This window comes from Microbacterium sp. DWRC1-3 (assembly GCF_049896645.1).
Lineage (GTDB): Bacteria > Actinomycetota > Actinomycetes > Actinomycetales > Microbacteriaceae > Microbacterium > Microbacterium maritypicum.
Genome location: NZ_JAFCUS010000002.1, coordinates 223,311 through 241,440 on the forward strand (window position 1 = coordinate 223,311; position 18,130 = coordinate 241,440).

At 69.3% G+C, this 18,130-nt stretch carries 22 protein-coding genes; 17 read left to right on the forward strand and 5 right to left on the reverse strand.

Features of this window, described 5'->3' with window-relative positions:
• Positions 1 to 43: 43 nt before the first annotated feature.
• A complete protein-coding gene (locus tag ACP699_RS13760) occupies positions 44 to 229 on the reverse strand; it encodes a DUF3073 domain-containing protein (RefSeq protein ID WP_017204296.1) in 186 nt (61 codons plus the stop codon).
• A 150-nt stretch (positions 230 to 379) separates the two neighbouring features.
• Here ACP699_RS13760 and ACP699_RS13765 point away from each other — a divergent pair, with 150 nt between their 5' ends.
• Positions 380 to 925: a universal stress protein gene (locus ACP699_RS13765; protein WP_055869427.1), complete on the forward strand. Its 546-nt coding sequence runs from the start codon at positions 380 to 382 to the stop codon at positions 923 to 925.
• 223 nt (positions 926 to 1,148) lie between these two features.
• Here ACP699_RS13765 and ACP699_RS13770 read toward each other — a convergent pair whose 3' ends face one another.
• Together ACP699_RS13770 and ACP699_RS13775 are read right to left on the reverse strand one after the other, a co-directional pair.
• On the reverse strand, positions 1,149 to 1,775 hold the full coding sequence (locus ACP699_RS13770; RefSeq protein ID WP_127481701.1) for a PadR family transcriptional regulator: 627 nt from the start codon (positions 1,773 to 1,775) through the stop codon (positions 1,149 to 1,151).
• Positions 1,772 to 2,611 (reverse strand): DUF4097 family beta strand repeat-containing protein, encoded by an 840-nt coding sequence (locus ACP699_RS13775; protein ID WP_017831342.1) that lies wholly within the window; start codon positions 2,609 to 2,611, stop codon positions 1,772 to 1,774. Before ACP699_RS13775 ends, ACP699_RS13770 begins: the two co-directional genes overlap by 4 nt.
• Positions 2,612 to 2,792: 181 nt before the next feature.
• Between ACP699_RS13775 and ACP699_RS13780 the strand changes: the two genes are divergently transcribed.
• The 10 genes from ACP699_RS13780 to ACP699_RS13825 all read left to right on the forward strand — a co-directional run bounded on the left by ACP699_RS13780 (position 2,793) and on the right by ACP699_RS13825 (position 11,127).
• Positions 2,793 to 3,455: a GntR family transcriptional regulator gene (locus ACP699_RS13780; RefSeq protein WP_235563381.1), complete on the forward strand. Its 663-nt coding sequence runs from the start codon at positions 2,793 to 2,795 to the stop codon at positions 3,453 to 3,455.
• A 66-nt stretch (positions 3,456 to 3,521) separates the two neighbouring features.
• Positions 3,522 to 4,319: an MBL fold metallo-hydrolase gene (locus ACP699_RS13785; RefSeq protein WP_288968719.1), complete on the forward strand. Its 798-nt coding sequence runs from the start codon at positions 3,522 to 3,524 to the stop codon at positions 4,317 to 4,319.
• A 27-nt stretch (positions 4,320 to 4,346) separates the two neighbouring features.
• Positions 4,347 to 5,132 carry an NAD-dependent epimerase/dehydratase family protein gene (locus ACP699_RS13790; protein WP_426171841.1) on the forward strand — a complete coding sequence of 262 codons (786 nt, stop codon included), beginning with the start codon at positions 4,347 to 4,349 and terminating at the stop codon, positions 5,130 to 5,132.
• Positions 5,129 to 6,118, forward strand: a complete 990-nt coding sequence (locus ACP699_RS13795) for a phosphoglycerate dehydrogenase (RefSeq protein WP_055876569.1) — start codon at positions 5,129 to 5,131, stop codon at positions 6,116 to 6,118. The genes ACP699_RS13790 and ACP699_RS13795 overlap by 4 nt, the downstream gene beginning before the upstream one ends.
• Complete coding sequence (locus ACP699_RS13800) at positions 6,115 to 6,921, forward strand: hydroxypyruvate isomerase family protein (RefSeq protein ID WP_288968722.1); 807 nt, start codon at positions 6,115 to 6,117, stop codon at positions 6,919 to 6,921. Before ACP699_RS13795 ends, ACP699_RS13800 begins: the two co-directional genes overlap by 4 nt.
• Entirely contained in the window at positions 6,918 to 7,586 is a 669-nt protein-coding gene (locus ACP699_RS13805) for a hypothetical protein (RefSeq protein ID WP_426171844.1), read from the forward strand. The genes ACP699_RS13800 and ACP699_RS13805 overlap by 4 nt, the downstream gene beginning before the upstream one ends.
• Positions 7,583 to 8,809 carry a 3-oxo-tetronate kinase gene (otnK, locus tag ACP699_RS13810; protein ID WP_426171846.1) on the forward strand — a complete coding sequence of 409 codons (1,227 nt, stop codon included), beginning with the start codon at positions 7,583 to 7,585 and terminating at the stop codon, positions 8,807 to 8,809. Before ACP699_RS13805 ends, otnK begins: the two co-directional genes overlap by 4 nt.
• Entirely contained in the window at positions 8,806 to 9,444 is a 639-nt protein-coding gene (locus ACP699_RS13815; RefSeq protein ID WP_127481707.1) for a class II aldolase/adducin family protein, read from the forward strand. The genes otnK and ACP699_RS13815 overlap by 4 nt, the downstream gene beginning before the upstream one ends.
• Positions 9,441 to 10,118 carry a substrate-binding domain-containing protein gene (locus tag ACP699_RS13820; protein WP_055876583.1) on the forward strand — a complete coding sequence of 226 codons (678 nt, stop codon included), beginning with the start codon at positions 9,441 to 9,443 and terminating at the stop codon, positions 10,116 to 10,118. The genes ACP699_RS13815 and ACP699_RS13820 overlap by 4 nt, the downstream gene beginning before the upstream one ends.
• A 22-nt stretch (positions 10,119 to 10,140) precedes the next feature.
• Positions 10,141 to 11,127 carry a nucleoside hydrolase gene (locus ACP699_RS13825; protein ID WP_426171849.1) on the forward strand — a complete coding sequence of 329 codons (987 nt, stop codon included), beginning with the start codon at positions 10,141 to 10,143 and terminating at the stop codon, positions 11,125 to 11,127.
• Between the two features lie 14 nt (positions 11,128 to 11,141).
• Here ACP699_RS13825 and ACP699_RS13830 read toward each other — a convergent pair whose 3' ends face one another.
• Complete coding sequence (locus ACP699_RS13830) at positions 11,142 to 11,555, reverse strand: hypothetical protein (protein WP_426171851.1); 414 nt, start codon at positions 11,553 to 11,555, stop codon at positions 11,142 to 11,144.
• 172 nt (positions 11,556 to 11,727) lie between these two features.
• Between ACP699_RS13830 and ACP699_RS13835 the strand changes: the two genes are divergently transcribed.
• The 6 genes from ACP699_RS13835 (at position 11,728) to ACP699_RS13860 (ending at position 16,612) form a co-directional block, all read left to right on the forward strand.
• On the forward strand, positions 11,728 to 13,044 hold the full coding sequence (locus tag ACP699_RS13835) for an MFS transporter (RefSeq protein ID WP_055876592.1): 1,317 nt from the start codon (positions 11,728 to 11,730) through the stop codon (positions 13,042 to 13,044).
• Positions 13,045 to 13,051: 7 nt separating this feature from the next.
• Entirely contained in the window at positions 13,052 to 13,333 is a 282-nt protein-coding gene (locus tag ACP699_RS13840) for a hypothetical protein (RefSeq protein WP_017831355.1), read from the forward strand.
• A 21-nt stretch (positions 13,334 to 13,354) separates the two neighbouring features.
• Positions 13,355 to 14,314 carry a nucleoside hydrolase gene (locus tag ACP699_RS13845; RefSeq protein ID WP_426171853.1) on the forward strand — a complete coding sequence of 320 codons (960 nt, stop codon included), beginning with the start codon at positions 13,355 to 13,357 and terminating at the stop codon, positions 14,312 to 14,314.
• A 141-nt stretch (positions 14,315 to 14,455) separates the two neighbouring features.
• Positions 14,456 to 15,253 (forward strand): MerR family transcriptional regulator, encoded by a 798-nt coding sequence (locus ACP699_RS13850; RefSeq protein ID WP_426171855.1) that lies wholly within the window; start codon positions 14,456 to 14,458, stop codon positions 15,251 to 15,253.
• 142 nt (positions 15,254 to 15,395) lie between these two features.
• Positions 15,396 to 15,767: a hypothetical protein gene (locus ACP699_RS13855; RefSeq protein WP_055869455.1), complete on the forward strand. Its 372-nt coding sequence runs from the start codon at positions 15,396 to 15,398 to the stop codon at positions 15,765 to 15,767.
• Between the two features lie 5 nt (positions 15,768 to 15,772).
• Positions 15,773 to 16,612 carry a nitroreductase family protein gene (locus tag ACP699_RS13860; protein ID WP_055876606.1) on the forward strand — a complete coding sequence of 280 codons (840 nt, stop codon included), beginning with the start codon at positions 15,773 to 15,775 and terminating at the stop codon, positions 16,610 to 16,612.
• Here ACP699_RS13860 and ACP699_RS13865 read toward each other — a convergent pair.
• On the reverse strand, positions 16,581 to 18,107 hold the full coding sequence (locus ACP699_RS13865) for an FAD-dependent oxidoreductase (RefSeq protein WP_426171858.1): 1,527 nt from the start codon (positions 18,105 to 18,107) through the stop codon (positions 16,581 to 16,583). The two genes, ACP699_RS13860 and ACP699_RS13865, sit on opposite strands and share 32 nt — an antisense overlap.
• Positions 18,108 to 18,130 lie beyond the last annotated feature (23 nt).

Genomic DNA, 18,130 nt, shown 5'->3' on the forward strand with positions numbered 1-18,130 from the left:
GAAACACCCGCACCACGTGCGGGTGTGACGAACAGAGGGGCGGTCAGGCCTTCTCTAGTTCGTCCTCGTCTTCGTCGGCATAGTCATCGGCCCACTTGTCGACATATGCGTCTTCGTCGGTCGGGTGAGCCAACTCGCGCTCGAGAGCGGAGTAGTTCACCGACGGACTGTACGCCTTGAGTTCGCGGGCGATCTTGGTGTGTTTCGCCTTCTGACGGCCACGGCCCATGCGCGAGACCCCCTCACGAGTTAAGCGGCGGGTTTGAAGGCCCGCGGCATTTTTCACGACACCGGTCTAAAGCCGGTAAGAGTAGCATTCAGAATAGCACGCGGGTAAGACCCTCTGGCCGACGCCAGGCAGGTGAAGGGAACGATCTCCATGACCGACAACACCTCTACTCCCTCCGACGAGGCCGCACAGAACGCGGCGCTGCAGAAAGCCGTCATCGTCGGCATGCAGGTCGACCAGGATCGGCACGTGATCGACGAGGCTGTCCGCTACGCGCGATTGCTGAGCGCGCCGCTGGTCGTCGCGCACGTCGACGTCACGCGCTTCGTGACGTACGAGGACCCGGACGGCTACGTCCATTCGGCTCCGATCGACATCAACTTCGACGCCGGTGCCGCGGAGTTCGAGGCGGTCGAGGCCACGGCCGCCCGGCTTCTGGCGGGAACCGACATCACCTGGACGGCTCGGCAGCTGGTCGGTGACCCGGCCCTGGCCATCAAGCAGCTCGCCAACAAGCTCGACGCCCAGCTGATCGTCGTCGGCACGCGCAAGCGCGGCATCGGCGAGTCGATCAGGGAGTTCTTCACCGGATCGGTCGCCGCACGTCTTGCGCACCGACAGCATCGTTCGATCCTGGTCGTGCCGCTCGGCGAGTCGGTGCCGGACGAGCAGAAGGAGATCTGGCCCGAGCAGTAGCGGGCGGTTCCGAACACAGAAGAGGCCCCGCAGGCGTATCGCCTGCGGGGCCTCTTCTGTGTATGTCACCCCCTGTGGATGACGATGCCGTGACGTCGTGCCGACGGTGCGGGGTGCAAGACCGGCGCGGCGCCGAGCGACGGCTGCGTCATCGGAGAGGAAGGCTCTGTCCGGGGCGGGGTCTCTTCCGGCCGCGGAGATGCTGCGGCGCGGGTCGACCCGCTCACGACCGGGAAGCGCTCAGGGCGACCGTCACGCCGCGTGCCGCAGTGTCCAGTGCCGTCTCGAGCTCGGTCACGACCGACGGCGACAGCGTGCCGCCCTTGGCGATATGGGTGCGCAGGTCGGTGCGCACCCTGGCTCGGAAGGCGTTGATCACGGCGTCGGCACGGTGCATCTCCTCGCGGCTGACGAGACGGGAATCGTCGGTCGCCGTACGAGGCCGGTTCTTCGCCGCCGCGCGCTCGCCCTTCTCTGCCGCCGCCAGGTCGGCGCGCAGACTCTTCATCGCGTCTTGCACGCTCTGTCGCACCTCGCTCGCGATCAGGCGCACCGAGTCGGTGAGCCCGGCCTCGATGCCGGCGAGGTCGCCCTCGCGAGCGGCGAGCTCTGCCCTGCCGGCATCGGTGATGGAGTAGATCGTGGTGCGACCGTCGACGGTCTTGGTGACCAGGCCCTCCTCCTCGAGCTTCGCGAGCCGCGGGTAGATGGTGCCGGCGCTGGGCGTGTAGGTGCCGCCGGTGCGATCGGTGAGCGACTGGATGATGCCGTACCCGTGCTGCGGCGCCTCGGCGAGGAGCGAGAGCAGGTACAGGCGCAGGTCGCCGTGGGAGAAGACGGCGGGGCTCATGCTTCCCACTCCTCGTCTTCCGTGATCGATGCCGGGGTGCGACGGAGCACGGTGACCCCGCCCGAGACGGAGTTGGCGCGCAGGTCGACGAAGCGTCCGGCGAGCTCTCCGGTCGTGCCGGTGTAGTTGCTGGGGCCCGAGGTGCTGCGCTCGACGCCGTCGATCAGCAGGCGTCCGCTCAGGGAACGGATGACGTAGTTCGCGGCCAGTGACTCGTCGAGGCGCACGGTGGTGCCGCCGGAGACCGAGTTGACGTTGATGGTGTTCACGTCGCCCGCGGCATCGACCAGCGTGGAGCCGGACACGATGTCGACGGTCGCACGGCGCACGGTGCCTGTGACGGCCACGTCGCCTGAGACGCTGTTCGCGGTGATCGAGCCGGTGAGGCCGCGCACCTGCACGTCGCCGGAGACGGAGTTGACCGTGAGGTCGCCGATCAGGGTGTCGACGATGATGTCGCCGGACACGGTGTTGAGCCTGGCGTCGTTGCGGAGTCCGGAGACCAGCGCGCCGGCGCTGACGACGCCGAGGTTCAGGGCGATCGCGCGGGGGACCGCCACGCTCACCTCGGCGCGGGGGCCGCCGGAGCCGAAGTTGCGGAACACCTCGAGGAAGTTGTCCCAACCCAGCTGCGGGTGGTCGATCTCGACCTCGCCGTCGTGCGCCTCGACGCGCAGGTCTTTGGTGGTGACGCCGTGCACCTCGATGCGGATGCCCGGTTCGTCGTGGGCGATGATGTCGACCTGTCCGCCGACGAGGCCCACCTTGAGGCGGGTGACGGATTCGATGTCGATGACGCGTTCCTCGCCGGGGGCGATGAGCCACTTCTCGGTCATGTCTGCTTCTCCTGGGTTGAGGGTCACGATATATCGTGTGTTGCCACAATAACACGATATATCTCGATCCTGTCAACCCCCTCTTCCGGTGCGGGCGCATCGCCGCGACGGCCGCGCGTCCGTCCGAGCGCCGATGGGCCGACCGGTAGTCTTCGACGGAAGGACTTCGAGGGGAGAAGATGTGGCAGGGCGATCGACGAAGCAGCCCATCGCCGACCGAATGTACGAGGTGCTGCTGCACCAGTTCATGTCGGGCGAGCGGGCGGCGGGGCAGAGCCTGAACATCGGAGCCCTTTCGCGTGAGCTGGATGTCAGTCAGACACCCCTGCGTGAGGCGCTGGCGCGGCTGGAGCACACCGGGCTCGTTCAGCGCGAGGCGTTGCGAGGCTACCGGGTGGCCCCGGTCATGACGCGCGACGAGGTGGAGCAGCTGGGCGAGGCCCGCGTGCTGCTGGAGCCCCGTCTCGCCTACGAAGCCGCGCAGCGCACGACCCCCGAATTCCTGGAAGGCCTGCGCGAGGCGGTGGAGGACTTCCGGCGCTCGGCCGAGGTCGCCGACACCGAGACCGAGGGTTTCGATCTCTACTGGCGCAGCGATGCGCGCTTCCACATGATGATCGCGGCGCAGTCCGGCAACGCCTTCCTGGAGATGTCGTACGCGGCACTCGGTGGGCAGATCCAGCGGTTCCGTCTGTTCTCGAAGTTCGGACGCACGGGCGCCGTGAGTGCCGCGCCGGAGCATGACGCGGTCTACCAGGCGATCGTCGCCGGTGACGCGGAAGGTGCGGCCGCAGCGATGAGGCACCACATCATCGGTGCCACCGAACGGCTTCTGGAGGCCTGAGCGGCGGAGGGGCTCCGCGGAGTCCGGGAGCTGTCGGTTCTCGTGGATTGCGCTATACTATTTTTTGTGAGCGCGCAGAATGAGGGCACCATGTCGACGTCGACGACCGGATCAGCAGGATCATCCGGGTACGTCGCACGTCCGCTCGTAGAGGGCTTCCCCGGCAAGTCGAGCTCTCACGGCGCCTTCGGCTGGAGCAGCCTGTGGCTGCTCGACGACGGCGTGCGGCGAGTGCTCATCGATGCCGGTCAGCCCGCGTACATCCCCCTCATCCACGCCGGCCTCGAGCGGTACGGACTGACCACGGACGACGTGACGGACGTGCTGTTGACGCACATGCACTGGGACCACGTCTCGAACTTCCCGATGTTCGCCAACGCGACCACCTGGGTGGGGGAGCGCGAGCTGCGCTGGGCCGCGGAGCAGCCGTCCGGCACCCCTTTCCTCCCCGACCTCCACGTGCAGGAGCTGCTTCGCCGCACCGATCGGGTCGGGCGCATGACAGCGGGCCAGGAGGTTCTCCCCGGCATCCACGCCATCGACAGCGCCGGGCACACCCCGCATCACCTCGCCTTCTATCTCGAGCGCGCCGACGAGAAGCGCGTGTTCGCCGGCGATGCGGTGAAGAACCTGTACGAGCTCGCCTCAGGACGGGTCGACTCCACGCTCGACCTCGACGCCAGCGCGGCGACGATCGTCGCGATGCGCTCGCTGCTCACCGACACCGGAGCCAGCCTCGTGCCAGGGCACGACGTGGAACTGCGATGGGAGGACGGCGAGGTGCACCGCCGGCACGCCGCGAGGGCCGCGATCGGATTCTTCGCCGACGCATCGACGGGTGAACAGGACCGCAGCATCGGCTGACAGCCGAGCGCGCAAGAGAGGACGATGATGACGACAGTGCTGTACACCGGCGGAACAGGGCGCATGGGGCGGGTGATCCGCGAGGGTCTCGTCGCCCGATACGACCGCGTCGTGCTGTTCGCGCGCGCCGACGCCGACGAGTCGCTCTTCCCCGGCGAGCAGATCGTGATCGGCGACCTCGGCGACCTCGACGCTCTCACGGCAGCGGCCGAGGGCGTGGACGTCATCGTGCACCTCGGCGGCATCGCCGACGAAGCGCCGTACGACGACATCCGCCGCGTGAACATCGACGGCACGTACCACGTCTACGAAGCGGCGCGACGGGCCGGCGTTCGCCGCGTCGTCTACGCCAGCTCCAACCACGTCGTCGGTTTCCACCCGGCGAGCGAGGTCCTGGACGAGAGCGCACCGCTTCGTCCTGACACCTTCTACGGGGTCTCGAAGGCGTTCGGCGAGGCCATCGCCAGCCTGTACCACGACAAGTGGGGGATCGAGTCGGTGCTCGTGCGCATCGGCACCTTCCGCCCGGAACCCGAGGACAGGCGTCAGCTCGCACTCTGGCTCAGCTGGCGCGACGGCATCGAGCTCTTCCGCTGCGCGATCGAGAGCGCCCCGTCGGGCTGTCAGGTCGTCTACGGCTGCTCTGCCAATACCGGGCGCTGGTGGAACGGCGACGCGGGGTGGGCGGCGATCGGCTACGTGCCCCGCGATGACGCCGCCGACCACGCCGACGGCGTCGACCTCGATGCCCCTGCACCCACCCTGCACGGCGGCGCCTTCGCCGCCCCCGACTACGAAGGAGGGATCTGGTGACATCGACCGATTCCCACGACGTGCTGATCACCACCGCATTCCTCGAGCCCGGCGACGAGGTCGACCGGATGCTGCGCGGCGCCGGACTCACGACTCGGCACGAGCCCGAGCTGGAGCGCCTGGACGCCGAGGATCGCGCACGGGCGCTCGCCGGAGTCCGGGCGATCATCGCCGGCACCCGCCCTCTGGGCGATGACGAGTTCGCGCAGGCCCCCGAGCTGCGGCTCGTCGTGCGCACGGGCGTCGGCTACGACAGTGTCGATGTGAGCGCGGCGACCGCGCGCCGGGTGCCTGTGTGCGTCACCCCCGGCGCCAACCGGCAGGCCGTCGCCGAGCACGTCTTCGCCCTGGCGCTGGCGTGCGCCCGGCGCATCCCCGAGAACGTGAGCAACCTCGCCGCAGGGACGTGGCAGCAGCTCACAGGGCGGGAGCTGCGGGGCGCGACTCTCGGGATCCTCGGGCTGGGCTCGATCGGCAAGGCGGTCGCGACGATCGCGGCGGGCTTCGGCATGCACGTCGTCGCGTACGATCCGTACTTCGACGAGAGCTTCGCCGAGGCCAACGGCATCCGTCGCCTCGAGCTCGACGAACTGCTGCGGGAGGCCGACTTCGTCACGCTGCACCTCTTCCTCGACGAGTCCACCCGGCACCTCATCGACGCCTCGCGCCTGGCCATGATGAAGCCCGACGCGGTGCTGATCAACACGGCGCGCGGGGGCATCATCGAGGAGGATGCGCTGGTCGACGCCGTGCGCGACGGGCGCATCGGCGCCGCCGCTCTCGACGTCTTCGCGGACGAGCCGCTGGGAGCGTCGAGCCCGCTCCTGCACACCCCCGGCATCCTCGCCACGACGCACGTCGCGGGCGCGACGCGCGAGGCACGTGGCGAGTCGGGCCGGATGGCTGCGCGCAACGTGATCGCGGTTCTCGGCGGCCAGGCGCCCGAGTTCGTGGTGAACCCCGACTACGACGCGGTGACCGCATGATCGTCGAGACGTCGTCGGGGCCGGTGCGCCTCGCCGCCAACCTCAAGTGGTTGTTCACCGAGGTCCCCTTCGCCGAGCGGTTCGACGCGGCAGCCGAGGCGGGCTTCACCGCGGTGGAGTTCGCGTCGCCGTATGAGCTCGCCCCCGCGGAGGTGCGTCGTCTGCTGGACGACGCCGGCCTGACGCAGATCCTCATCAACACTCCGGCCGGAGCCGCAGGGTCGGCCACGGCATCCGGTGCGGCGTACGTCCCCGGCGCGGAGCAGGAGTTCCGCGACGGGGTGCTGCGGGCTCTGGAGTACGCGGCTGTCCTCGGTGCCGGCGTGGTGCACGCCATGGCCGGGATCGCGCCGTCCGACGCCGACGCCGACGCGGCCTTCGCGACGTATGTGTCCAACATCTCCTGGGCGGCCGCGCAGGCGCGTGGCACCGGGGTGCGGATCGCGTTGGAAGCGATCAACAAGCGTGATCAGCCCGGCTACGGCCTCGCGTCGATGGAGACCGCTGCGGCGGTGGCGCAGGCCGTGGATCCCGACGTCGTGGGCGTGCTGTTCGACGTCTACCACGCGCAGGTCGACCGCGGGAACGTCATCGAGCGGTTCGAGCAGCTCCAGCCGACGGTCGCGCATGTGCAGATCGCCGACAACCCCGGTCGCGGCGAACCCGGAACGGGCGAGATCGCCTACGAGCGCGTGCTCGCCCGGATCGCGCAGAGCGGATACCCCGGGTGGATCGGCTGCGAGTACGCCCCCGTCGCGGGCACCCGCGAAGGACTTTCCTGGATCGAGAGGAACCTCCGGTGACCGAACCGAGGATCGCGCTCATCAGCGCGACGCCGCTGGCGATCGCTCCGGCGGCCGCCGCCATCACCGCCGCGCTTCCTGCCGCGACCGTGTGGAACCTGCTCGATGACCGGCTGCTCGCCGACGCGCAGACCGAGGGCGGCATCACCGCGCCGCTGGCTGCGCGCATGGACAGCCTGATCGAGCTCGCCCTCGCCGGGGGAGCGGACGGCGTGCTGCTCACCTGCTCGCAGTTCGGGGAGCGCGCCGACCGGCGCGAGAGCGACGCTGGCGGACACACCGTCCTCTCGGCGGACGGCCCCCTCTTCGCCGAAGCCGTCGCCGCCGACCCCGAGCGGGTTCTGCTCGTCGCCTCGCTGCCCTCGGCCGCGAGCGACAGTGCAGCGCGTCTGGCGCAGGCGTTCGTGGAAGCCGGATCGGCTGCGCACGTGAACCCGATCGTGATCCCCGCAGCAGCCGCGCCCCTCGCCGCCCCTGAGCTCGTCGAGACACTGGCCGCAGCCATATCCGACGTCGATGAGCCCTTCGATCTGGTGGTGCTCGCCCAGTACTCGCTCGCGGGTGCCGCCTCGTCACTCGCCGACCGACTCGGCGTCACGGTCCTGGACGGGCCCGCCGCGGCCGCGCGACGATTGACCACGGTGCTCCAGGAGGAACGCCGATGATCGGCGTCATCGCCGACGACGTGACCGGAGCGACGGATGTCGCCGCGGCGCTGCGCCGCGCGGGACTGCGCACCCTCCTCGCGCTCGACACCGAGATCGACGAGCCCGCTGTCCCGGCCGACGGCATCGTCATCGGCCTGAAGACGCGGTCTCTTCCCGTCGACGAGGCCGTCGCGCAGAGCCTCGCCGCGCTCGCGGTCCTGCGACGGCACGGAGCAGATCTCATCTACGTCAAGTACTGCTCGACGTTCGATTCCACGGACGAGGGCAACATCGGTCCGATCACCGAGGCGATCGCCGATGCCCTTCAGGCCGACCTGGTGGTGACGACGCCGGCCGCGCCCCTGCACGGGCGCACCGTCTATCGCGGTCACCTCTTCGTCGGCGACGTGCTGCTGGCCGAGACCCATATGCGCGAGCATCCGGTGACCCCCATGCGCGATTCCTCGGTGCCGCGGCTGCTCGCGGCGCAGTGCACGGCACCGGTCGGGCTCCTGCCGCTCGAGGTCGTGCAGCGCGGTGCCGACGCCGTGCGCGAGGCCCTGGGAGGGGCACGCGCCGAGGGGACCCGTCACCTCGTGGCCGATGCCATCACGGATGCTGACCTCGCCGTCCTCGCCGATGCCCTCGACGGCGAGCCGCTCGTCGCGGGATCGGCCGGACTCGTCGGAGCGATCGCTCTGCGGCAGACCGCGGGCGGTACGACGGCGCCGGCGCCCCCCTCGGGTCGTACTGCGATCATCGCGGGCAGCTGTTCCCGGCGCACGCTCGAGCAGATCGACCGCTTCGTCGGGTCGGGGAACCCTTACCACCGCGTCGTGGCCGAGCCCGGTGACACCGCAGAGCTGCTCGCCGCACGCGCTGTGGAGTGGTGGGACCGGCAGCCTTCCGACGCCGCCGCGCTCATCTACTCGTCCAGCCCCGCAGCGCAGCGCCGTCATGACGTACCGGGCGCAGGGGAACTGTACGAACGGACGGCGGGCCTCATCGCATCGCAGCTGTCCGATCGTGGCGTGAAGCGCATGCTGATCGCCGGGGGCGAGACCTCCGGCGAGGTCATCCGCGCCCTCGGCACGACCGTCGCGGTGGTGGGGGAGGAGGTCGCGCCGGGCGCGCCGTGGATCCACGACGAGGCGCGTGACGTGCACCTGGTCCTCAAATCCGGGAACTTCGGCGAGGAGGACCTCTTCGTCGAGGTCGCGCGACAGGGCCGCACGGCATGAGCGCCGACGCCCGCCGCGCGATCGTGCGCGTCGCCCACTCGATCCACCGCCGCGGCCTCACGCACGGCCGCACCGGGAACCTCGCCGTGCGCGACGGGGAACGCGTGCTGGTCACACCGACGGGCGTGAGTCTCGCCGACGTGGACGCGGACCAGCTGTCGGTGGTCGCCCTCGACGGCGCGCACCTCGACGGTCCGCCGCCGACGAAGGAGGCGTTCCTCCACGTCGCGATGCTGCGCGTGCGGCCGGATGCGAACGCGGTCGTGCACACGCACTCGGTCCACGCGGCCGCGGTGTCGTGCCTGTCCGACGTCGATGCCGAGAACCCGATCCCGCCCCTGACCGCGTACTACGGCATGCGCGTGGGAACACTGCGGATGCTTCCCTACTACGCGCCGGGCGACCCGGCTGCGACCGGTGCTGTGGAGGATGCCGCGCGCGTCACCCACGCCCTGCTCCTGCGCAACCACGGCCCCGTCGTCGCGGGGGTGGATCTTGACACCGCCGTCGACGCCCTGGAGGAGCTCGAGCACACCGCGCAGCTGTTCTTCCTCACGCGTGGCCTCGCCACATCGCCCCTCACCTCGGCGCAGCTGCACTCGTTCGCCACGCCTTCCGGAAGGAACCCCTCGTGATCACCCTGTACAGCGGCCTCGTCGTCAAGAACCCCCTCGTCGAGCACGTCATCCCCGCGTTCGAGCGCGAGACCGGCACACGTGTCGAGGCGACGTTCGAACCCACCACCGTGCTGCTGGAGCGCATCTCCGCGGGCGCGCGGCCTGACCTGGTGCTCGGGGTCTCGTCTTCTGTCACCGATCTCGCGGTTCGTGGCCTGGTGGATCCCTCGCATGTCGCAGAGATCGCGGTCTCATCCGTGGGCTTCGCGCGGCTCGACGGCGCTCCGGCGCCGGTCGACGACTCGGCATCGGCGTTCCTCGACTATCTGCTCGCCGCCCGCGCCGTCGCCTACACGCTCAGCGGGGCGAGCGGTGTGCACTTCATGCAGGTGCTCCGCGAACGCGGACTTCTCGAGCGCATCGATGAGCGCGCCGTGCGGTGCGCGAGCGGGCTCACGGCCGAAGCGCTGCTGGACGGTCGTGCCGATGTCGCGATCCAGCAGGTCAGCGAGCTGCGCTCGGTGCCCGGTGCGCAGGTCGTCGAGCCGATACCCCACGAGTTGCAGTCCTACGGACGGTTCGCCGTCGGCGCTCGGCCTGGAGCCGGGGACGATGCGGCGCGATTCGTCACCCTCTTGACCGAGAAGTCGGCACAGGACGCGTTCGCCGCGTTCGGACTGTCGCGCCCCTGATCCCCGTACGAGGAGAGCACTGATGAGAAGAGTTGTGGTCGACACCGACACCGGTGTGGACGATGCATTGGCCCTGATGCTGTTGGCCGCCGACCCCGAGGTGGAGATCCTGGCGGTGATCAGCGTCTTCGGCAACACGACGGGGGAGCGCGCCGCAGACAATGCGCGGTACGTGCTGGACGCCTGCGGGCGCACCGATGTGCCGGTGTACCGCGGTGCCGACGTGCCGATCGTGCAGGAGCTGCGCATGAACCCGGGCATCCACGGCGAGGACGGCTTCGGCAACACGGGCCTGCGCCCTGCCCGTTCCGTGCCGGCGGAGCCGCGCGGGGTCCCGATCCTGCTCGATCTGGTGGATCGGTACGAGGGGGAGATCGACTATCTCGCCCTCGGCCCGCAGACGAACCTCGCCGTGGCGCTCGAGGCGGAACCCGAGCTTCTGACGCGACTCCGCTCGACCACCATCGTCGGCACGCTCGGTCCGGCCCTGTATCACGACACCGCACCGTGGGAGGATCGGCGATTCCGCGTCTCGCGCGATCCCAACGTGTCGTTCGACATCGATGCCGCGCGCATGGTGGCCAGGCATCAGGGCGACGTCACGTGGTGCGGGCCGTATGTCACCCGCCAGGCCCTCGTCCCCGAGGACTTCTTCCTCGAGATCGCCTCCACGACGGGGTTCGCCCCGGCGCAGCTGATCACCGAGATCAGTCGGGACTACGCCGGCTTCTACTCGCGCTCCTACCCGCAGCCGGAGGGGCGTCGGGTCATGGGGATCAACGACAGCATGGCCGTCGCGAGCCTTCTGCATCCCGAGCTGGTGACCGGTGCGGTCATGCGCCCGCTGGAGACCTTCCTCGACGAGGAGACCGGCGACCGCTTCCTCGCGGGAGTGCATCCGGTGAAGGACGAGACACGACCGATCCACCGCGTGATCTTCGACATGGACTTCGACGGCGTGCTGGAGCGCATCGGAGAGGTGCTGCGGCGTCCGTTGCCCTGGCGCTGAGTCACGCGGGCGGCTCAGTCGTAGGTTCGCGCACGAACCCACGGCATCGGCAGCAGATCGGCGGCGGTCACCCACACCGGGTGGCCGCCGCCGTCGACGAGTGTGCGGATGCCCGGTGCGATCGCAGGTACGACCTCGCGGCAGACGCCGCAGGGGTTGAGGATGACCGCCGTACCGTCGTCGCGCAGACCGACCGAGACGATGGCCTCCACCTCCTGCTCCCCTCCGATCCGGGCGTTGGCGAGGGCCGTGCTCTCCGCGCAGACGCTCTCCCGAGGGGCGCGCAGGCTGAGGCCGAGGTAGATCGCTCCGGAGGCCCCGCGGGCGGCGGCGGCGACGCGGTGGAGGTTCGTGTCGTGCGCGCGGATGATCAGTTCTGATGCGGCGTCGAGGAGCCGTCTGCCGTCGTCGTCGAGCGAGGAGTTCACGATGCACTTCTTTCTGTCACAGAAGGGATTCCTGCTATACTATAGTCGTGTTCGGATCTGCTTCCCGAAGATGAGCACTCCTCGCCGACTGGCAGGAAGTGCGTCATGACCAGGAGATATCCGCATATTAGGGTCGATCACCTCCCTCTCGGGGGCAGAGCAAAGGAGCTCCATGAGCACTGAAGAAGTAGTGGCCGCCGCACCGCAGCAGCTGACGAGCAAAGCGAGCCGATCCGAGCGCCGAAACCTCCGGGCGTTGAGCTGGGGACACGCGCTCGAGTGGTACGACTGGGCGATCTTTGGATTGCTGTCGGTCTATCTCGGCGCGGCGTTCTTCCCCTCCGACAGTCCACTCGCATCGACGTTGAACGCGCTCGCCGTCTTCGCCGTCGGATTCGTCGCACGTCCGCTCGGCGGCGTCGTCTTCGGCTTCGTCGCCGACCGCTTCGGGCGCAGGAAGATCATGATCTTCGCCGTCGGCGCGGTCGCGCTGGGCAGCTTCATCATCGGCGTGCTCCCCGACTACCAGAGCATCGGGGCCATCGCACCGATCATCGTCGTCGCCGCGCGCCTCCTGCAGGGGCTCTCCGCCGGTGTCGAAGCACCGCTCGGCACGGCGTATGCGCTCGAGCTGGTGCCGAACCGCCCCGGCTATGTCGCCGGCTTCTTCGCGTTCTTCAACAACCTGGGCAACCTGCTCGCGCCGCTCTCGATCTTCTTCATCAGCCTGCTGCTGGGCCCCGAAGCTCTCGCCGCATACGGCTGGCGCATCCCGTTCATCGTGGGCGGGCTGTTCGGTCTGATCGTGCTGTGGCTGCGTCGCACGCTCCCTGAGACGCTCGACACGGCGGCGATCCGCACGGTCGGCGCGATCCCCACCAAGGACAACTCGGTGTGGCGCGACGTGCGCAAGTACTGGCTGAGCGTGCTCGCCACCGTCTTCATCGTGGGCGCGATCCAGGCATACAACTACACGTGGATCGCGGGCCTGCCGAACCTGGCGAACGGAACGTTCGGCGAAGACCCGACCGCCGTGTTCGCCATCACCACCGGAATGGGCGTCTTCCTGACCGTCGGAGCCTTCGCGCTGAGCCGAATCCTCGATCGGTTCCCGATGTCCCGGTGGTTCGTCATCGCGCGCATCGCGGCCATCCCGACGATCTTCCTGGCGCTGCTGTACTCGCAGCCCGGGATCGGAACGCTCGCCGGGGTGATGTTCGGCGGTGCGATCGTGCTGCTTCTCAACATGACGATCTTCGTCGTCGTCTCCAACTCCCTGCTGCCCCAGCACATCCGCGGCACCGGACTCGGTCTCGGGTACGGCCTCGGCGTCGCCATCTTCGGCGGCACCGCCTCGTACCTGCTGCTCTGGCTGCAGAGCCAGGGGATGATGTGGGTCTTCCCGATCTACATCGCGACCCTGTGCGCGATCAGCGTGGTGCTCTACATCCTCGCGAAGCGGCGCAACGGCCTCTTCGTGGGCAAGTGACCTCCTGATGGATCTCTGGCGCGAGATCGTCGGCTGGGCCGGCAGTGCTCTCCTGATCATCTCGATCCTGCAGCCGACGATCTCGCGCCTGCGCTGGTTGAACCTCGGAGCCTCGTCGCTGCTCATGGCGTACAACCTGATGCTCGGCAGCGCGCCCATGGTCGCACTCAACATCACGTTGATCGCGATCAACTGCTGGTACCTGTTCGTCGTCGCGCGCGCCGCGCGGGCGAAGACGGCGAACGCAACCGCGCTCAGTGAAGAGTCCGACCGGCACGCTCGCCGCTAGGACATGACAGAAAGTATGAGTATGGAACGACTGATCATTGACACCGACCCCGGGATCGACGACGCGGGGGCGCTGTTCTGGGCGCTCTCCTCGGATGCCTTCCACATCGAAGCGCTGACGACGGTCTTCGGCAACGTGGATGTCGACACCGCCACGGCGAACGCCCGCAAGATCGCCGCCGTGGCCGGCCGTTCCGACCTGCCCATCTGGAAGGGCGCGAGCCGACCGCTGGTCGGCGAGCCGCACTTCGCGGAGCACATCCACCGTCCCGGCGGGGTGGGCTTCTGGGAGTACCCGGATCCGGATCCTCATGCAGAGGTCGAGCCCGACGCCGTGCGTCGGATGATCGACACGGTCATGTCGGCGCCGGGCGAGGTGACGATCATGGCGCTCGCGCCACTCACCAATGTCGCTCTGGCCATCAAGCTGGAGCCGGAGTTCGCGCGCTCGGTGCGCCGCATCATCTACATGGGTGGGGCGGCGCTCACGTGGGGCAACGTGACCCCCGTCGCGAGTGCGAACATCTTCAACGATCCCGAAGCCGCGGAGATCGTCATCCAGTCCGGCGCGCCCCTCACGCAGGTGGGACTGGACGTCTCCCGGAGCTTCGCCCTCACACCGGACCACGTCCGCACGCTCTGGGAGTCGCGCTCGCCGATGGGCCTGGCGCTCTGCGAGATGATCGGATACCCGGATCGTCAGGACGACCCCGACGAGATGCCCGAGTGGAAGACCGAGGGCATGCACCTCAACGACGTGCCCTGCGTCGCCTATGCCCTCAACCCCGACTGGTTCACGGTGCGCAACCTCCGTGTGGATGTCGAGCTGAACGGCACGCACACCCGCGGACAGACCGTCGTGCAGATGATCGATCGCTGGCAGGGCGTGCCGAACGTCGACGTGCTGTTCGACATCGATGCTCAGGCGGTCGCCAACGCGCTGACGGCTTCGCTCACCGCGTTCGGAACAACCGCCGACTGATTCGCGCCTCGCCGACCAACGGCCTCACCCTCGGATAGGGGTGAGGCCGTTCGTCGTTTTCAGGAGCGTCTTGACCTTGACGCAACGTCAACTTCTAGAGTTCAAGACAACACCACGCAGAGCACGAAGGAAGGAGGAGCGATGGAGAAGGGGGACTGGTCGATCCAGGAGATCGCCCGCCTCGCCGGCACCACCAGCCGCACGCTGCGGCACTACGACGACATCGGTCTGCTGCCGCCGTCGCGCATCGCCCACAACGGCTACCGGCACTACGACGGACAGGCGCTCGTGCGTCTGCAGCGCATCCTGCTGCTGCGCGAGCTCGGACTCGGACTGCCGCAGATCGCGGAGGTGCTCGGCGCGGCATCCGTCGGCGAGGGCGCCGGCAGCGAGGCGACGGCACTCGAGACCCATCTCGCGCTGTTGCGCGAAGAGCAGACCCGGCTGGCGCGGCAGATCGCGTCGGTCGAATCCACCATCACGGCATTGAGAGGAGGTGAGAACCTCATGGCAGAGAACATGTTCGACGGCTTCGATCACACCCGCTACAAGCAGGAGGTCGAGGAGCGCTGGGGCGAGAAGGCGTACGCCGACGGCGACAGCTGGTGGCGGGGGATGACCGACGCCGAGCGCACCGACTGGCAGCAGCGCGTGTCCGACCTCGGGCGCGACTGGATCGCCGCGGCGGAGAGCGGCATCGATCCGGCGTCCCCCGCGGCCCAGGAGGTCGCTCGGCGTCACGTCGAGTGGCTCACGGGCATCCCGGGTACACCTGCCGCCGCCTCCGGCGGTGACGTCAAGGCGTACGTGATCGGGCTCGGCGAGATGTACGTCGCGGACCCGCGCTTCGGTGCGAACTACGCGACATCATCCGGAGGCACGCACGGCGCCGAGTTCGTCCGCGACGCGCTTCGGGTCTACGCGGACGGCAACCTGTAGCTCCGGGCTCGACGGCAGAAGCCCCCTCGTGTGCGATCTCGCGCACGAGGGGGCTTCTCCGTCCGGGCACAGCGCGTACCGGACCGCCTCACCCGGGTGCAAGGGGGAGGTCGTCGCCCGAGTCCGGGCGTAGGGTCATGCCATGAGACGGCGCGACGACCCAGGATCGACGGGACTGTTCATCGCTGCGGCCACGGCCTACGCCGTGAACGTCGCGCTCGGAGCATCCGTCGCCCTGCGCTTGATCGACACCCGTCGCTTCCGCTGGCTGCACCACGCGCTGTACATCGCGACGTGCGCGACCTCTGTGTCCGCCCTCGTGGCGGGCTGGTCGCGGGGTCCCCGCACCGCCGGGCGCCGTGCCGCTCTCGCGTTGCTGCCCGCGGCCGTGCCCCTCGCGGCGATCCCCTACCTCGGCACTCACACCCGGCGGCACCCGCTGGTCGCGCTCGCCGCTGCTCCCTTCATCGTCGCGGGGCTGGTGCTCTCGCGATCCGCCGCCGACCGGAAGTGAAACGCATGGAACTGCTCGATGCCATCCGACGCCGCAAGACCACGAACGGCGCTTTCCTGCCCGACCCCGTCTCCGAGGATCACCAGCGCATCCTCCTGGAGGCCGCAGGGCGTGCCCCCTCGCAGCTGAACAGTCAGCCCTGGCGGTTCGTCGTGATCGAGAGTCGCGACACGATCGAGCAGATCGCCCGCATCTCGGGGGAGAGCATGACCGAGGCGATGTCGAACGGCACGTTCTTCGAGCGCTACAAGCCCTACTTCCGCTTCAGCCAGGCCGAGATGGAGGAGAAGCGCAGCGGCATGCTGTTCGACAAGCTGCCCGCCGCTCTTCGGCCGTTCACGAGTCAGGTGTTCACCAAGCGCGGGCAGACGCTGATGAACACCTTCGGGGTGCCGAAGACCCTCGGCGCCGAGAACCGGAAGCTCGTCGCGGGATCACCGCTGCTGCTGGGCGTGATGCTCGACCGCAGCGAGTACCGGCCGGGACAGCTCTCCTCGTTCTACTCGGTGTTCAGCATGGGCGCGGCGATGGAGAACGTTTGGCTCACCACGGTCGAGCTCGGCATGGGCATCCAGTTCATCTCGTTCCCGATGGAGGTTCCGGGGCGCTGGGAGGAGATCGTGCAGCTGCTGCGGGTGCCGGACGACCTCGAGCTCATGGCCGTCTATCGGCTGGGCTACCTGCCGCCGGAGCAGCGTCGACCCGCCATCGACTGGTCGAGCAGTCAGCGCAAGCTCGTGTCGCAGTACGTGTTCCGAGAGAACGGCGACACGCCACAGCAGGGGTGGGACGGTGCCCCTCCCGCCGGCGACATCACTCCGGGTCCGTCGGCGACAGCGGGGTGAGGTCCCGCAGCGCCGGACCCTCCAGGCGCGTGCCGTCCGGAGCGAAGCGGGAGGCGTGCAGCGGGCAGTCCCAGGAGCACTCCGCGTCGTTCCAGGCGAGCACCCCGCCCAGGTGCGGGCACACGCCGCTGACGGCGCGGGTCACACCGTCCACGGTGGAGACCGCGACCGGGCGCCCGGCCCGATTCGCCACCACACCCTCGCCCTCGGTGGGCTGGGGGACGGGGGTGCTGCGACTTTCGGCATCCGCCCAACCGGAGACGAGTGCCGTGGCGACCTTGCCGCCCTCCACGGCCCCACGGCGGATGTCGGCGGGGACCGTCAGGCGCGTGCCGATCGTCGTGATCCAGCTCGGGCGGTCGCGTCGGGGCGTGCCGAGGATCTCGGAGGTCAGTCGTTGCGCGGCGGCGGGAGCGTTCGAGAGCCCCCACTTGGCGTAGCCCGTCGCGAAGCGGATGCGACCGAGGCCGCGGGGCATCGCCCCCACGAACGGGATGAGGTCGTGCGACTCGTAGTCCTGCGCCGACCACCGATGGGTTTCCTCGGCGCCGGGGAAGTGCAGCTGCGTCCAGGCGATGAGATCCTCCACCGCTGCCGCCTCGCCATCCGAGCGACCGACCGGGTGGCCGTTGCCGCCCACGACGAGCCGCGCGTCGCCGCCGGGGCCGTCCGCTGCGGTGACCGGGCGGATGGAGCGCGTCGGTCCGTCGACGGAGAGGAACATCCCCTCGGGGAGGTCGTCCGGCACCCGGAAGGACACGCAATAGGACCGGAGCCCCCGCGTCTTGGCGAAGTACAGGCCGCGATCGGTGATCGGGGTGCCCGTCGCGAGCACGATGTGGTCGGCGAAGAGCGGGCCCTGCGTGGTGTCGACACGTCCGGTCAGCGCCCTGGTCCTCGTCGCTCTGACGCCGGTGTGGAGCGTGCCGCCCGCGGTGAGCAGCTCCTGGGCGAGGGCCACCGACACGGCCACGGGGTCGATCGCGACCTGATCGTCGAGCGCCACGGCGGCGGCCACGGGGAACGGCGTCGCGGGGAGCGCGGTGGACGGCAGCAGCCTCGCCGGCACGCCCGCCTCGCGTGCGGCGGAATGCTGCTCGTCGACGGTGTCGATCCCGGCGGGACCCTGGGCGTACGAGTGATCGGTGTGGCGCGTGAAGGGGACTCCCGCGAGTTCCGCGAACGCGAGCAGCCACTCCATCCCCGAGCGGTTGGCGTCGACGTACGCGCGGACGAGCGCTGCCGGGTGGTGCCGTCGGATGGTCGCGAGCTGTGCGCCCTGCAAGAGGGAGAGCTTTCCCGTGTTCGCGCCCGTCGCGAGCTGGGCGATGCCGCCCGCGTCGATCACCGCGACATCGAGGCCGGCCCTGGTGAGCATCGCCGCCGTCGAGAGGCCGGTGATCCCGGCGCCCACGATCACGACGTCGTGCAGGGCTCCGGGCTCGAAGGGCGATCCGGCGGGCAGTGTCCGGTCGAGCTTCCACAGGGGATTCATGTCGTCAGTCAACGCTGTTCGCG

Bases quoted from the DNA above. Each gene is read 5' to 3' on its own strand.
- ACP699_RS13760 (WP_017204296.1), bottom strand. From the start codon at position 229: ATGGGCCGTGGCCGTCAGAAGGCGAAACACACCAAGATCGCCCGCGAA.
- ACP699_RS13765 (WP_055869427.1), top strand. From the start codon at position 380: ATGACCGACAACACCTCTACTCCCTCCGACGAGGCCGCACAGAACGCG.
- ACP699_RS13770 (WP_127481701.1), bottom strand. From the start codon at position 1,775: ATGAGCCCCGCCGTCTTCTCCCACGGCGACCTGCGCCTGTACCTGCTC.
- ACP699_RS13775 (WP_017831342.1), bottom strand. From the start codon at position 2,611: ATGACCGAGAAGTGGCTCATCGCCCCCGGCGAGGAACGCGTCATCGAC.
- ACP699_RS13790 (WP_426171841.1), top strand. From the start codon at position 4,347: ATGACGACAGTGCTGTACACCGGCGGAACAGGGCGCATGGGGCGGGTG.
- ACP699_RS13800 (WP_288968722.1), top strand. From the start codon at position 6,115: ATGATCGTCGAGACGTCGTCGGGGCCGGTGCGCCTCGCCGCCAACCTC.
- otnK (WP_426171846.1), top strand. From the start codon at position 7,583: ATGATCGGCGTCATCGCCGACGACGTGACCGGAGCGACGGATGTCGCC.
- ACP699_RS13815 (WP_127481707.1), top strand. From the start codon at position 8,806: ATGAGCGCCGACGCCCGCCGCGCGATCGTGCGCGTCGCCCACTCGATC.
- ACP699_RS13825 (WP_426171849.1), top strand. From the start codon at position 10,141: ATGAGAAGAGTTGTGGTCGACACCGACACCGGTGTGGACGATGCATTG.
- ACP699_RS13835 (WP_055876592.1), top strand. From the start codon at position 11,728: ATGAGCACTGAAGAAGTAGTGGCCGCCGCACCGCAGCAGCTGACGAGC.
- ACP699_RS13840 (WP_017831355.1), top strand. From the start codon at position 13,052: ATGGATCTCTGGCGCGAGATCGTCGGCTGGGCCGGCAGTGCTCTCCTG.
- ACP699_RS13845 (WP_426171853.1), top strand. From the start codon at position 13,355: ATGGAACGACTGATCATTGACACCGACCCCGGGATCGACGACGCGGGG.
- ACP699_RS13850 (WP_426171855.1), top strand. From the start codon at position 14,456: ATGGAGAAGGGGGACTGGTCGATCCAGGAGATCGCCCGCCTCGCCGGC.
- ACP699_RS13855 (WP_055869455.1), top strand. From the start codon at position 15,396: ATGAGACGGCGCGACGACCCAGGATCGACGGGACTGTTCATCGCTGCG.
- ACP699_RS13860 (WP_055876606.1), top strand. From the start codon at position 15,773: ATGGAACTGCTCGATGCCATCCGACGCCGCAAGACCACGAACGGCGCT.
- ACP699_RS13865 (WP_426171858.1), bottom strand. From the start codon at position 18,107: ATGAATCCCCTGTGGAAGCTCGACCGGACACTGCCCGCCGGATCGCCC.